This is a genomic window from Synechococcus sp. H60.1 (genome assembly GCF_047462335.1).
Taxonomy (GTDB): domain Bacteria; phylum Cyanobacteriota; class Cyanobacteriia; order Thermostichales; family Thermostichaceae; genus Thermostichus.
This window is the reverse complement of sequence record NZ_JANSJA010000133.1, coordinates 1-12,795: the sequence shown is the minus strand read 5'-3', so window position 1 is coordinate 12,795 and position 12,795 is coordinate 1. Positions and strand designations below refer to the sequence as shown.

Sequence of the window (12,795 nt, the reverse complement as noted above, 5' to 3'; positions counted from 1 at the left end):
AGGTATTTCCTAGCCTGGCTGCTCTAGCCTATCTAGCAACAGCTTTCTGATGCTCTCGAGCGCCCTAGGAGACCTGTCCCAACCCAGAGCAAATCCCGCAAAGCGGCAGCTTCTACTGAAGCTTGCTGGCCTTTTGGGCGTGGCCGTTCTTATTTTTGGGTAGCCCATCGATTGGGATTTTTTGGAGTTATTCAAGACTGGTTTGCCAAAGCTCTGGTGGAAGACTTGGGGCTGCTGGGGCCAATGCTTTTTTTCATTGCCATTTACATCGTGGCCATCTACATTGTGGCGACGGTGCCGCCTCTGCCGGCTTCGCTGCTGACCTTGGACGCAGGAGCTGTGGGGCTCGGCAAGCCCTACGGGAAGGGGTAAAGCAGGGCTAGGCCAACCTAAGTCAAAGTGGCCTTGCGCAGAGGCTCAGCCAACCAGTTGGCAGAGGGTCTCCTGCCTTTCTCGGTCTTGTTCGGCCAGTTCCTGGATGGCGCGTTGGTACACCTGGGCAGGTGTGGATCCCTGGTTGACCTGCTTCAGCCAGCGCTGGGCCTCATTGCCTTCCTGGAGCAGAGTTTGCAAGGGAGCCAAGAAGCAACCCAGCCCTTGGGGCTGGCCCAGGCGCCACGCTTCAGTCAGCAGCTCTTCAATCCACTCCTGGGCTAAGCATTCCCGGCCGGTGCGCCAGTCAATCAGCCGAGCTTGCAGGGACTCACGGGCAGCAGCCTGCTCGTTGGCCTCGCAAAGACTCTCCAGCTCCGCTGGGGTAAAAGGCCCCCCCAAGGGATCCAGCGCCTCCGGGTGGGATAGCAATTGCCAAAGGCGGGCCTCTACCAAGGCGGTGATGGCCAGGATCATCACCGGATCTGCCACCAGGTCGCAGATGCGCAGCTCCACTCGGTTGAGGTGATAGGGCCGCTCCGGGCCGTTGGGCCGTACAGAAGTCCAGAGGTGGCGCACGTTCTGCATCGTGCCCAGGGCCAGTTGCTCCTGCATCCAGGCGATGTAGTGGGCGTGATCCCGGAAGAAGGGCACCTGGGCCGGCGTTTTGGGAAACACCTGCCAACGGCTGGAATGGTAGCCCGTTACCTGGCCGTCCAGAAAAGGAGAAGAAGCGCTCAGGGCCAAATAAAGAGGGGCTTCCGCCCGCAATAGGCGACAGGCGAGAAAAATGGCTTCCGTATCCGGCAGACCGACATTGATGTGGATGCTGGCGGTCACCACCCGCGTGCCGTAGGTGCGCTCGATGTAGTCGTGGTAGGGGTTGCCCGGATCCGAGCGCTCGAAGTGGTCACTGCCGCCCAAAGCCAGCGTGCTCCCCGGCAGCAAGGTGTAGGGGCCAAGACGGCGCAAAAACTGCCGCAGTTGCAGGCGAGGCCGAAGCAAGGCACAGAGCAGGTCTTCGTAGCGGCGAAGGGGCGGGGTGATGTACTCGACGTTGCGCCGATCGGGTTCTCGCACAAACTCCGGCAAAGCCTGGCAGATGCGATCCGATAGGCCCACCACTTCCCCAGCGGCGGTGCCGGTGTACATTTCTACCTCAAAGCCCTTGGTCAACAGCACAGGCCAGCCTCCAGCCGCAGCCCCATCAGTTTAACCTTTCTCTTCTTCACCCATTTTCCTGAGATTTTGCAGGAGATTGGCCACTGGAGGGGGAGTTTCTCGTCCTACTGTTAAAATGCTTGGCAATGCTTGGATGCAGCTGGGGGGGAAGAATGGAGTGCGGGATCCCATCTATATCCTAGGGGCGGGGCCGGCGGGCATGGCGGCTGCCTATCGCTTGACCCAGCTAGGCTTCCCCGTGGTGGTGGTGGAACGAGAAGACAGGGTCGGGGGCCTGGCCAAAAGCATTCGCTACCAGGGGTTCATTCTCGACTATGGCCCGCACCGGTTTTTTACCAAGATCCCAGCGGTGCTGGAGCTGTGGAACCGGGTTTTGGGATCCGAACAGGTGACTGTCCGGCGGCTTACCCGCATCTACTACCGCAAGCAATATTTTCAGTACCCCATCCAAGCTTGGGAAGTCCTGCGCAAAGTTGGCTGGTGGGAAAGTCTGCTCATTGTCCTTTCCTACCTCTGGGCCCAACTCATCCCCCGCCCAGCTCCCCAGAACTTTGCCGACTGGGTCAAAGGAAAATTCGGCAGCCGGCTTTTTCAGATGTTCTTCAAAGGCTACACGGAAAAGCTGTGGGGGATCCCTTGTACCGAAATCAGCGCCGATTGGGCTGCCCAGCGCATCAAAGGTCTCAGCCTTGGGCAAGCCATCCGCAAGGCCCTGGGGTGGAAGCGCGGCTCTGTCAAATCACTGATTGACCAATTTCAGTTTCCTCGCCTGGGATCCGGTCAGCTCTACGAAAAAATGCAGGAGTTTTTGCTGGCCGAGGGTCAAGAAGTTTGGCTAAATACGGAGGTCATCGCCCTTAGGCATGAGGGATCCCGGATTGTCGAGCTGCAACTGCGCCATCTTCAGGATGGAAGGGAAACATGGGTCTCCCCCTCCCACGTCATCTCTTCGATCCCTCTGACAGTGTTGGTGCAGAGCCTGCGGGAACTGCCTCCCCCAGAAGTGCTGCAGGCAGCCCGCAACCTCAAGTTTCGCAACACGGTTTTGGTTTACTTGATTGTGGAGGGATCCCAGCTTTTCCCCGACAACTGGCTGTATATCAACGACCCAACAGTGCAGGTTGGTCGGGTAACCAACTTTGCCAATTGGTCACCGGCTATGCTCCCCAACCGGGAACAAACCCCCTTGTGCTGTGAGTATTGGTGCAACTTTGGGGATCCCTTGTGGCAAGCCCCTGAGGAGGAATTGCTGACTTTGGCTGAGAAGGAGCTACGCCAAATTGGCCTGCTGCAAGGCCAGAAGATCTGCGGCGGCTTTGTGGTGCGCCTGCCCCGCACCTATCCTATCTATGCCGGCAGCTACAAAGAAGATCTAGCCATTTTGCAGAGGTATCTTGGCCAGTTTGAAAACTTGCAACTGGTGGGTCGCTACGGCTCGTTTAAGTACAACAACCAGGATCACAGCTTGCTGATGGGCCTATTGGCGGCGGAAAACGTCCTCCGCCCCGGCAGCCACGATCTCTGGCAGGTGAACTCCGATGACGATTACCAAGAAGAGATCAAAGTGCCACCCCCACCTGCGAAGGTCCGGCGATGAGCTTCTCTCTTAGCCATCTGTTGCGGCAAAGCCGGCAGCGTCTTGCCCCTTTCTCTATCCAGGTTCTGCTGCCAAGCTTAGCCTTGACAGGGTTGCAGATCTTCTTAATCTCCCTTTGGAGCCAGGAGGATGACTATGCTTCCATCTTCAAGGGTTTAACCCAGTGGGATAGCCATTGGTATTTGGGGATTGTGCGGCAGGGCTATCAGTTTGTCGGCTTTGACAAGATTGCCTACGAGCAGAGCAATGTGGCCTTCTTTCCTGGCTACCCTCTGGCCGTTATTGCCCTCAGCCGCTTGTTGCGGGTTGAGCCTGAGTTAGGGCTTTACCTGACCGCCCAGCTCTTTTGCTGGCTGGTGTGGGTTTATCTCCTTCTACTTTACCGTCTCTGGCAGATTCCCTTGCTTTGGCAAGTCCTGGCAAGTTTGATGATCTTGGTCTATCCCAGCAGCTTTTACCTTGTCGTGGGCTACAGCGAGTCCCTCTTTACGGCCAGCTTGTTGGGTTTTTTCTATTGGTCGGCCCACTTGAATTCAATGAGGTCAGGGCTCCTGGCCGGGATCCACGGTCTGGTGATGAGTGCCACCCGCATTGTGGGTTTGCCGGTGGCGCTGGTTCCTCTGCTGCGGCTATCCCGCCCTTGGTTTTGGAGAGCCAGCGCCGTTGTTTTGGCCTTGTCGGGCGGGCTGAGTTTTTTCCTCTACTGTCAGCTCCGCTTTGGCCGCTGGGATCTCTACATGGAAATGCAGCGCTACTTTGGCCCCAGTTCTTTCGATTACCTGGCTATTATTCAACCTCGTACTTATGCCCCCCTCTTTTCTCTTGGGTACTGGCAGTCTTTGTTTTCCTTTTCCGAGGCTTTGGGGGATGGGATATGGGCCATTTCCCTCAGTCAACTGTTTGTTCCCCTCACCCTGGGATCCCTAGTTGTTACCAGTTTGCTGGATGGGTGGAGTGTCCTGGCCGGCAAGAGCCGGCGCTGGCAGGAGCGGCTGGGGCTCCATTTGGCTGCCTGGATTATGTTCTCCATTTCCGTGGCCGGCATGAGTGCCGTGGCCCAGAGAAGTATGATCCGCTACTGCCTGCCGGTTCACACCCTGCAGGTGCTGGCCTGGTTGCATGGGATCAGATACACCGATTTCAGCTTCATCCCCCAACAGGTGCGTTTCTATCTTGGCAGTGTCCTGAGGCTGGGCTACTGGATCTTGGCTTTAGTCTTCTTTGCCCTAAACCAAATCCTCGCCTGGCGCTACGTCCAGCATCTTTGGGTGGCTTGATCGAACCTTGGTGGTGAAGCTGATGAGTTTGCGTCCTAGCCTTCTGTTGCAGCAGATTCGCAAATGTTTAGTTGGCTTTTCTACTCGGATTTTTTTGCTGGGCTTAGCGCTGACTATCCTACAAGTGTTAACGATATACCTCTGGACAAAACGCGGCAGCTATGCTTCTGCTTTTACAGCCCTGAGCCAGCGCGATAGCTATTGGTACCTGAGCATTGTAGAGCGGGGGTATCAGTTTGTGGGCTTTGACAAGATTGCCTACGACCAGAGCAATGCAGCTTTCTTTCCCGGCTATCCGCTGGCGGTGGCCGCCATGAGCCGCCTATTAGGAGTTGATCCGGAGCTGGGGCTTTATCTCACTGCTCAGCTCTTTTGTTGGCTGATGTGGGTTTACCTTTTCCTATTTTACCGCCGCTGGCAGATTCCCTTGCTTTGGCAAGTCCTGGCAAGTTTGATGATCTTGGTCTATCCCAGCAGCTTTTACCTTGTCGTGGGCTACAGCGAGTCCCTCTTTACGGCCAGCTTGTTGGGTTTTTTCTATTGGTCGGCCCACTTGAATTCAATGAGGTCAGGGCTCCTGGCCGGGATCCACGGTCTGGTGATGAGTGCCACCCGCATTGTGGGTTTGCCGGTGGCGCTGGTTCCTCTGCTGCGGCTATCCCGCCCTTGGTTTTGGAGAGCCAGCGCCGTTGTTTTGGCCTTGTCGGGCGGGCTGAGTTTTTTCCTCTACTGTCAGCTCCGCTTTGGCCGCTGGGATCTCTACATGGAAATGCAGCGCTACTTTACTGGCGTGCAGGCCAATTACCAAGCCCTTTTCCAAGCTTCTACCTATGTTCTTTCCCCTGAGCGATGGCAAGTCTTGCTCTCTCCTTCTGCACCCGTGAAGGATCCTGGCCTGTGGTCTGATGCTCTCAGCCAACTGTTTGTGTCTGTTACGTTGGGATCCCTAGTTGTTACAGGCTTGCTGGATGGGTGGAGTATCCTGGCCGGCAAGAGCCAGCGCTGGCAGGAGCGGCTGGGGCTCCATTTGGCTGCCTGGGCCATGTTCTACATCGCTGTAGCCGGCATGAGTCCCCTGGGCCAGCGAAGCATGATTCGCTACTGCCTGCCGGTTCACGTCGTACACGTGCTGGCTCTCGTGCACTGGGCCAAGCACACAGATTTGGGCTTTCTTCCCCTCTGGGCTCGTCCCCACCTGAGCAGAGTTCTCAAGCTGGGCTATGGGCTTCTGGCTCTCATCTTCCTCGTTCTCAACCAGATCTTGACCTGGCGCTACGTTCGCCATCTCTGGGTAGCTTGACTCCACTTTCTTGAAGATAGGATGTGAGGGATCCCGACTTCTCCCCAACTACGAGCTGTGGCGTTTTCTTCTCCCCGCAAGTTGCCTCGGCAGAAATCGTCCCTGCGGGTGGCTCAGACCATTGACCCCGCCAAAATTTACCCCTGCCCCTGTTGCCACCAAGGTCAGTTGCGCCTGATTACCTTGACTGAGGCTTTTGGCTGCAGCCGTTGCCAGCATATTTTTGCCATCACCCCCGACCGCCTGCACATTGAGCAACTGGCGGTTTCCTACCCCTACCGCAAAATGTGGTTCTGGAACGGCCATCAATGGGTGTTGCGCCGGCAAAGCACTTTCCAGGGATCCATGCTCTTGGGCCTCACCCTCAGCCTGGGGGTTGCTTTGGGGGTGGGGTTTCTCAGCGCGGTGCTCTTTCCCAGCCAAGCCCAGTTGCTCAGTTGGTTCCTGATTCTTTGCCTGTTGTTAACGCTGTTGATGGCGACGGCAATCCTGCTGCTGCGTCGGCCTTGAGATGCTTGGGATCGTTGCCAGGGATCCCCAGTTTCAGCTCTTGTGGATCTAGCCATTTCTTGTTAGCAGTGGTCAGGAGCAGGTCTGTCGTCGGTCAGCCAGGCAGGAGGGAAGCGAGTGACCGATTTTGGTTCAGCTTTTGACCTCAGCACCACCCTGCGCCAGGTGCGCCGCTTGCTGCCTCAGCTCCAGCGCTTGAGCGGCGAAACCAAACGCCAGGCCCTGCTGGCCCTCTCGCGCCGTTTGCTGGAGCGCTCCGATCTCCTCTTAGAGGCCAATACCCTCGACCTGGAAAGCTGCCGCGAGCAAACTGTGCCGGAGTGGATCCTCAACGGCCTCAAGCTCACCCCGGAGCGCCTGCAGCGATCCGCCCAGTTGCTTGCTCTCTTGGCCCAACAGCCGGATCCCATCGGCAGCCTGGAGAGGGGGTACCGCCAGGACAACGGGCTGTTCATTGGCCGCTACCGCGTCCCTTTGGGGGTGGTGGCTTTGGTCTATGAGATCTACCCCGAGTTTGCCCTCAACGGCATTGGCATGGGTCTCAAGACGGGCAATGGCGTGCTCTTGGCCAGCAGCGGCCCCATCCAGAAAACCCACCAGGCTCTAGTTACCCTATTGGCAGAAACAGCTTACGAACACGGGATCCCAGAAGGAGCCATTCAAGCCTTGCCCACCCAAGACCGGCCAGCGGATCCCCAAGAGGACTCGCTGCTGCTACTGCTGCTGCAGCAAACCCGCTACGTGGACCTGGTAATCCCCTGTGGTCGCCCCGGCTGGGTGGAGTTTCTCCTGCAGGCTAGCAAAGTGCCGATCCTGGCTACCCACCTGGGCTATGGCCATGTTTATCTGGATCGCACCGCTCCCTGGCCTTTGGTGAAGTCAGCTTTGCTGGATCCCTTGGCTCGCTATGGCCCAGAAGGGATCCCCATCTACCAGCCCCTCACCCTCTGGCTGCTGATCCACGCCGACTGGGCCGCCAGCCATCTGCCAGCGCTGGTCGAAGCTTTGCTCAGTCAGGGGGAGGTCGATGTCCAGGCGGCCGCCCCAATTCTAGAGCAATTTCCCCAGCTCCAGCCGCTGGGAGAAGGGTTTGACTCCACCCGGCGTCCCCATCTGCGCCTCCAGCTAGTAGCGGATTTAACGGAGGCTATCGCCTGGATTAACAAAAACGGTTACCATCAGTCGGAAACCATCCTCACTGATAGCCAGGCGGCGGCCCAGCGCTTTCTCCAGGAGGTGGATGCGGCCCTTATCCACATCAACACCACGCCCCTCTCAGCAGGCCGCGGAAGCGGGATCCCTACCTTGGGGGCGATTCGCGACCCGTCCCTGGGCATTTCTACCCAGCGGCTGCATGTGCGCGGGCCCATCGACCTGGAAGCCCTGACAACTGTAAAGGTGGTGGCCCAGGGCGGCCTGTAGCCGTGGGAGGGTGGGATCCCGCTGGCCCCCTTCTCCAAAGCTGGCCAGATCAGGCGAGACTGAAGATAGGGATCCACTCCCAGCTTGTCATCCCACAAAGCCCAGGCGACTAGGGGAGAACTCCTTTGGGGATTGACCTACGCAGCTACGTGTTTTTGGATCGGCTCCAGCCCCAATACGCCGCCTATCTGGGCACGGTGGCCCAGGGCTTTTTGCCCCTGCCGGGGGACACTTCCCTCTGGGTCGAGATTTCCCCCGGCATTGAGATCAACCGCGTCATGGACATCGCCCTCAAAGCCACCTCGGTAAGGCCAGGGTTGCAGGTAGTAGAGCGCCTCTACGGTCTTTTGGAGGTTCACTCCAGCAACCAGGGGGATACCCGCACTGCCGGGCGGGCCATCCTGGCGGCTTTGGGGGTGAGTGAAAGGGAGCGCCTAAGGCCGCGCATCATCTCTAGCCAGATCATCCGCAACATCGATCCCCACCAAACCCAGTTGATCAACCGTTTCCGCCGCGGCCAGATGCTTCTAGCGGGCCAAACCCTTTACATCCTGGAGGTGCAGCCGGCAGGCTATGCCCCCCTGGCCGCCAATGAGGCAGAAAAATCGGCCCGGATCAACATCCTCGAGGTGATGCCTTTTGGTAGCTTTGGCCGCGTCTACTTGGGCGGGGAAGAGCAAGATATCCTAGCCGCCTGTCGGGCCGCCGAGGAAAGCTTGGCAGTGATTTCTGGGCGGGATCCCTTGCTGTTGCCTGAGGAGGTATAGCCAATGGCGGAATCGGATCCCAAGTCTTCGCCCAAAGCCAGCTTGCCCCAGGATCTGACGGCGGATCGGGTGAGGCTGCTCACGGAACTGGCTGCTCCTTACCGCAGTTTGCGGCGCTTCATCTACCTGGCGGTGGGGTTCTCGGCTACCGTTGGGGCATTTGTGTTTTTCTTTCGGGCCTTGGCAGGGCGGGATCTGGAGACTACCCTGCCCAGCTTGGCCCTCCAGTTAGGGATCCTGGCCGGCGCCCTTGGCCTAAACAGGCTGGAAAACCGCTCCCAGCAAAAGCTAGTCAGACAGATGAGGCAGCGCCTTAGCAGCCCAAAAGAGTCGCCCCCTCCCGATGCCCTGCCCTAGTGCAGGGACGGCTGGCCTGTCAGTAGTCCCAGTCCTCTTGGCGGGGATCTGGGTCGTCCTCCGCCTCGGCGCTCGGCAGATAGTGGCGATCCCTGGCGGGGGCTGCCTGGGGCCATTTTTGAACCATTTGGATGGCGAGAAAGGCAGCCAAGGCAACCACAACTGCCCAGGTGAGAATTGGAATCGCTAGGATCACCACCGTACCCAACACGTAGATAGCCACCTTAGGCAAGGAGGGATCCACCCTCCAGCCGCGGCGGTACACCCAGTTGGTAAGCTGCCGATCCCAGCGGCGCAGGCGAGGGATGTTCTCCTCATAGATTTCCTGCAAAATGCCGGCCAAAACAGGTCCCAGGCGGCGCATCTGGCTTCGAGTTTGCCTTCTCCAATTCCGCACCGAGCGTCCCATTCGTAGGATCCTTGCCCTGCTCTTCCTCAAGCGATCCTAGCCCAACCGCGAGGGCGACCTTCCCGTCGGGGCGGCAAGGGATCCCTGGGGATGTAAATTTGTTTGAACATTTGGATCGGAGATTGGGGTGGCTGGGCAGGACTACAGTACACTGAGGGCACCTGTGCAGTGGTGTGGCTGCCACGCCAGAGGGGTAAACCTTTTTTAACCTTTCAAAGAGCTCGACTGGAGAACGCTAATGGCTCACACGGTCAAGATCTACGACACTTGCATCGGTTGTACTCAGTGTGTGCGGGCCTGCCCTACCGATGTGTTGGAAATGGTGCCCTGGAAGGGGAACAACAAGGCCGGCATGATTGCTGCAGCCCCCCGCACCGAAGACTGTGTTGGCTGCAAACGCTGTGAGACTGCTTGCCCCACTGATTTCCTGAGCATCCGCGTCTATCTTGGGCCCGAAACCACCCGCAGCATGGGCCTGGCTTACTAAGCTGCCGGCAGGTTGGGTTGCAATTTTTTGCGATTGCCCGCCCGCTCAAGGAAACAGCATCTTTAACTTCTTTAACTTCAATCTTCAGCTTCTCCTCCCTAAAAAAAAAGTTGGGCGGGCCGTTGCTGTAGCAAATGGGTTAATGGGTTGATTGAAGAGGGGGGAGCCCTCCTCTTTTTTTCTTCAAGGGTCGAGATAGAGTCGGTGTTGGCGAATGTAGTGCTCCACAGCGGAGGGCACCAAGTAGCGGATGGATCCCCCTTTTTGGATTTGCTGACGCAGGTAGGTGGAAGAAAGCGTTAGGGTGGGGGCGTCCAAGATTGTCGCCCGGATGGGCAGCTTCTCAGCCACCGACTGCAGCACCTGGGCGGCATCACCGGCATCGAGGCGGGGGGCAACAATCCAGTGACAGAGGCGGGCCAATTCTTCCGCCTGGTACCACTGGGGCAGATCCCGCAGGGCATCCACCCCGATGATCCAGTACCACTGGGTGTTGGGTTGCTCTTGCATCAGGCAGCGCAGTGTCTCAATGGTGTAGGAGGGGCCAGGACGGCGGATCTCCAGCTCGGAGCAGGCGAAGCGCTCGTGGTCGGCAATGGCCAGCTTCACCATGGCCAGACGATCCGCTTTGCTGGCGCCGGCGGCCAAGGGCTTGTGGGGAGGATCCCCTGCCGGCATCCACAGCACCTGATCCAAGTTGAACTGCCAGAGGGCCTGCTCGGCCATGATCAGATGGCCGTGGTGGACGGGGTTAAAGGTGCCGCCGAGAATGCCAACGCGGCGCTGCTTGGGGGCTGAGCCACTCATGGCTGTTGGCTGAGGTAGCTGATGGCCTCGCGCAGCCAGTCTTCCGTCTGCCGGGGCTGAGGTGGAAGGGCTTGCAGGGCCGCTTGAATTTCCTGGAGGCTGTAGCCGAGGGCCAGCAGGGCCATTTCCACCTCCTCCCGGATAGAGGGGGGCGGCCCGCCAGCCAGAGGGCGATCTGCGTTCTCTAGGCCTTGTCGCCAGTGGGCCAATTTGCTTTTCAGCTCCAGCGCCAGCCGTTGGGCCGTTTTGTGGCCCACCCCTGGGGCTAGGGAGAGGAGGCGGACATTTTCGGTAACCACCGCCTGCACCAGCTCCGGCAAAGCGAAAGTGTTGAGCAGCGCCAGACCCAAAGCCGGACCCACCCCCGGGACTTTGATCAGTTCCACAAACAGATCCCGCTCCGCTGGCGAGCCAAACCCGTACAGCACCAGCTCGGTCTCCCGCACCAGCAGATGGGTGAACACCCGCACAGGCTCTCCTACAGGGGGCAGTTGCTTGAGAAAACGGGCCGGCGCCTGGATGCGATAGCCGATCCCCTGCACCTCCAGGGTGAGGCTGCTGCGCTCTCCCGGTTCCACAGCGACGAGGTGGCCTGTCAAAAACGCGATCATGTGCGTATCCAACCGGTGTTTAGGATACCTTGCCCGGCGGCGGCTTCGGAGCTGGCTAGGCAAAATCTAAATGAATCTAGAATGAGAAAAGCTCACGAGCAAACCTTATGGTATCAACGTCGGCACCGGCCACTCCCATCTCGGCACGCTGGATTTGGCGGGGGCAATCCGTTCATTATGTCAAACAGGGCGAGCAGGGGCAGCCTTTGCTTTTGGTGCACGGCTTTGGGGCCTCCACCGACCACTGGCGCAAGAATATCCCTGAGTTGGCCCAACACTACCAGGTCTATGCTATCGATTTGCTCGGCTTTGGCCGTTCGGCCAAGCCCAACTGGGACTACCGCGCCGAGATCTGGCGGGATCAACTGCGGGATTTCTGTCAACAGGTGATCCGGCGGCCTGTGGTGGCCATTGGCAACTCCCTGGGTGGCTATGTGGTGCTCAGCCTTGCGGCAGAGTGGCCGGAGTGGGTGCGGGGGGTGGTGTTGCTTAACGGAGCCGGTGGCTTTTCCACTGCTAAGGGATCCCCCTCTGGCTGGCGGCAATGGCTGCGTGTCCTGGTGGGCTGGGGCCTGCGCCAGCGCCTGGTGTCTTACCTATTGTTTCAGTATTTGCGGCAGCCGCGGGTGATTCGCTCCAAGCTGAAGCAGGTCTATTACGACCCGGCGGCAGTGACGGATCAACTGGTGGAAGACATTCATCGCCCCACACGGGATCCGGGGGCTGCCGATGTGTTCGTGGCCCTGATGCGGGGCGGGCAGAAGGGGCGCTATGTGGATGAGCTGCTGCGCAGCTTGGTGCGCCCCCTGTTGTTGATTTGGGGCGAACGGGATCCCTGGATGCGGGCCCGCGAGCGCTCCAAGCTGTACCGGGCTCACTACCCTCAGGCGGTGGAATACTTCCTGGAAGCCGGCCACTGCCCTCACGATGAGCGCCCCGAACAGGTCAATGCCCTGATCCACCAGTGGATCGAGACGGGGATCCCGGCCACCACCTCTCCTCCCCCTTTCAAAGCAGCGCCGGTTTCAGACCTGCATCCTTAGCCTTGAGAGCTAGCCGGGGTTGCCTGCCGGCTCTGGCGGCGAGTCTCCTTCCAGGCCAATGGCGTACTTCAGCCATTCCCGGTAGGATCCGCTGCTGACAGCTTTGGAGATTTCAAAGTAAAGGGTGCTGTGGGGGCGGCGGGGCTGGCGCAGCAGGGGCATGCCAGCCTCACGCGGAGTGCGATTCCCTTTTTTCACGTTGCAGCGCACACAGGCGCTGACCACATTTTCCCAGGTATCTCCGCCGCCGCGGGAGCGCGGGATCACGTGATCCAGGGTGAGGTCTTCGCCATAACAACCGCAGTACTGGCAGCGGTGCCCATCGCGATAGAGGACGTTGCGGCGTGTCAGGGGAATCTCTTTGTGGGGAACGTGAACGTAGTGGCGCAGGCGGATGACGGTGGGCAGAGGGATGTTGCCGTAGACTACTTTGCCGTTGTGCTCGATTTGCTCAGCTTTGCCCTTGAGCAAAAGGACGACAGCTCTGCGCCAACTGGTGACGTTGAGCGGCTCGTAGGAGGCATTTAAAACCAAAACCTTGCTCATAGTGCTACGCACCGGTAAACTACCCGGCTCCGACCGCTAAGCAGTACGGAGCGGGCTTTAAGCGCTACGCGCCGCTGACGCGAACGGTAGCCCTGCAGTTGGCAAGCC

The 12,795-nt window shown here is 58.9% G+C and carries 15 protein-coding genes; 10 read left to right on the top strand and 5 right to left on the bottom strand.

Features of this window, described 5'->3' with window-relative positions:
* Positions 1-171 precede the first annotated feature (171 nt).
* On the top strand, positions 172-372 hold the full coding sequence (locus tag NW852_RS07155) for a hypothetical protein (protein WP_414365213.1): 201 nt from the start codon (positions 172-174) through the stop codon (positions 370-372).
* A gap of 45 nt (positions 373-417) precedes the next feature.
* On the opposite strand, the gene gshA is transcribed toward NW852_RS07155, so the two are convergent.
* Positions 418-1,554 (bottom strand): glutamate--cysteine ligase, encoded by a 1,137-nt coding sequence (gene gshA, locus NW852_RS07150; protein WP_414426594.1) that lies wholly within the window; start codon positions 1,552-1,554, stop codon positions 418-420.
* Positions 1,555-1,711: 157 nt separating this feature from the next.
* Between gshA and NW852_RS07145 the strand changes: the two genes are divergently transcribed.
* The 7 genes from NW852_RS07145 to NW852_RS07115 all read left to right on the top strand — a co-directional run bounded on the left by NW852_RS07145 (position 1,712) and on the right by NW852_RS07115 (position 8,784).
* Complete coding sequence (locus NW852_RS07145) at positions 1,712-3,151, top strand: NAD(P)/FAD-dependent oxidoreductase (RefSeq protein ID WP_414426593.1); 1,440 nt, start codon at positions 1,712-1,714, stop codon at positions 3,149-3,151.
* The gene (locus NW852_RS07140) at positions 3,148-4,428 is read left to right on the top strand and encodes a hypothetical protein (RefSeq protein ID WP_414371645.1); all 1,281 of its coding nucleotides are present in this window, start codon (positions 3,148-3,150) and stop codon (positions 4,426-4,428) included. The genes NW852_RS07145 and NW852_RS07140 overlap by 4 nt, the downstream gene beginning before the upstream one ends.
* A 22-nt stretch (positions 4,429-4,450) precedes the next feature.
* Positions 4,451-5,728 (top strand): hypothetical protein, encoded by a 1,278-nt coding sequence (locus NW852_RS07135; RefSeq protein ID WP_414426592.1) that lies wholly within the window; start codon positions 4,451-4,453, stop codon positions 5,726-5,728.
* A gap of 57 nt (positions 5,729-5,785) precedes the next feature.
* Positions 5,786-6,238, top strand: a complete 453-nt coding sequence (locus NW852_RS07130) for a hypothetical protein (protein WP_414366283.1) — start codon at positions 5,786-5,788, stop codon at positions 6,236-6,238.
* Positions 6,239-6,355: 117 nt separating this feature from the next.
* On the top strand, positions 6,356-7,660 hold the full coding sequence (locus tag NW852_RS07125; protein WP_414371649.1) for a gamma-glutamyl phosphate reductase: 1,305 nt from the start codon (positions 6,356-6,358) through the stop codon (positions 7,658-7,660).
* A 125-nt stretch (positions 7,661-7,785) separates the two neighbouring features.
* The gene (locus NW852_RS07120; protein WP_414371651.1) at positions 7,786-8,427 is read left to right on the top strand and encodes a hypothetical protein; all 642 of its coding nucleotides are present in this window, start codon (positions 7,786-7,788) and stop codon (positions 8,425-8,427) included.
* 3 nt (positions 8,428-8,430) lie between these two features.
* Positions 8,431-8,784, top strand: coding sequence for a DUF3493 domain-containing protein (locus tag NW852_RS07115; RefSeq protein WP_414426591.1), 354 nt, complete (start codon positions 8,431-8,433; stop codon positions 8,782-8,784).
* Between the two features lie 19 nt (positions 8,785-8,803).
* Here NW852_RS07115 and NW852_RS07110 read toward each other — a convergent pair whose 3' ends face one another.
* Entirely contained in the window at positions 8,804-9,148 is a 345-nt protein-coding gene (locus tag NW852_RS07110) for a hypothetical protein (protein WP_414426590.1), read from the bottom strand.
* Positions 9,149-9,431: 283 nt separating this feature from the next.
* On the opposite strand from NW852_RS07110, the gene psaC reads away from it, so the two are divergent.
* Entirely contained in the window at positions 9,432-9,680 is a 249-nt protein-coding gene (psaC, locus tag NW852_RS07105; protein ID WP_011429399.1) for a photosystem I iron-sulfur center protein PsaC, read from the top strand.
* 183 nt (positions 9,681-9,863) lie between these two features.
* On the opposite strand, the gene nadD is transcribed toward psaC, so the two are convergent.
* Together nadD and ruvA are read right to left on the bottom strand one after the other, a co-directional pair.
* Positions 9,864-10,487: a nicotinate-nucleotide adenylyltransferase gene (gene nadD, locus NW852_RS07100; RefSeq protein WP_414366291.1), complete on the bottom strand. Its 624-nt coding sequence runs from the start codon at positions 10,485-10,487 to the stop codon at positions 9,864-9,866.
* The gene (gene ruvA, locus NW852_RS07095; RefSeq protein ID WP_414371656.1) at positions 10,484-11,098 is read right to left on the bottom strand and encodes a Holliday junction branch migration protein RuvA; all 615 of its coding nucleotides are present in this window, start codon (positions 11,096-11,098) and stop codon (positions 10,484-10,486) included. The genes nadD and ruvA overlap by 4 nt, the downstream gene beginning before the upstream one ends.
* A 107-nt stretch (positions 11,099-11,205) precedes the next feature.
* Between ruvA and NW852_RS07090 the strand changes: the two genes are divergently transcribed.
* Positions 11,206-12,141: an alpha/beta fold hydrolase gene (locus NW852_RS07090; RefSeq protein ID WP_414371658.1), complete on the top strand. Its 936-nt coding sequence runs from the start codon at positions 11,206-11,208 to the stop codon at positions 12,139-12,141.
* Positions 12,142-12,150: 9 nt separating this feature from the next.
* Here the strand turns inward: NW852_RS07090 and NW852_RS07085 are convergent, their stop codons facing one another.
* Positions 12,151-12,687, bottom strand: coding sequence for an HNH endonuclease (locus NW852_RS07085; RefSeq protein WP_414371660.1), 537 nt, complete (start codon positions 12,685-12,687; stop codon positions 12,151-12,153).
* Positions 12,688-12,795: the final 108 nt, after the last annotated feature.

Excerpts from the sequence above, each read along its gene's own strand:
- NW852_RS07140 (WP_414371645.1), top strand. The coding sequence starts at position 3,148 with ATGAGCTTCTCTCTTAGCCATCTGTTGCGGCAAAGCCGGCAGCGTCTT.
- NW852_RS07135 (WP_414426592.1), top strand. The coding sequence starts at position 4,451 with ATGAGTTTGCGTCCTAGCCTTCTGTTGCAGCAGATTCGCAAATGTTTA.
- NW852_RS07115 (WP_414426591.1), top strand. The coding sequence starts at position 8,431 with ATGGCGGAATCGGATCCCAAGTCTTCGCCCAAAGCCAGCTTGCCCCAG.
- NW852_RS07110 (WP_414426590.1), bottom strand. The coding sequence starts at position 9,148 with ATGCGCCGCCTGGGACCTGTTTTGGCCGGCATTTTGCAGGAAATCTAT.
- psaC (WP_011429399.1), top strand. The coding sequence starts at position 9,432 with ATGGCTCACACGGTCAAGATCTACGACACTTGCATCGGTTGTACTCAG.
- nadD (WP_414366291.1), bottom strand. The coding sequence starts at position 10,487 with ATGAGTGGCTCAGCCCCCAAGCAGCGCCGCGTTGGCATTCTCGGCGGC.
- ruvA (WP_414371656.1), bottom strand. The coding sequence starts at position 11,098 with ATGATCGCGTTTTTGACAGGCCACCTCGTCGCTGTGGAACCGGGAGAG.
- NW852_RS07090 (WP_414371658.1), top strand. The coding sequence starts at position 11,206 with ATGGTATCAACGTCGGCACCGGCCACTCCCATCTCGGCACGCTGGATT.
- NW852_RS07085 (WP_414371660.1), bottom strand. The coding sequence starts at position 12,687 with ATGAGCAAGGTTTTGGTTTTAAATGCCTCCTACGAGCCGCTCAACGTC.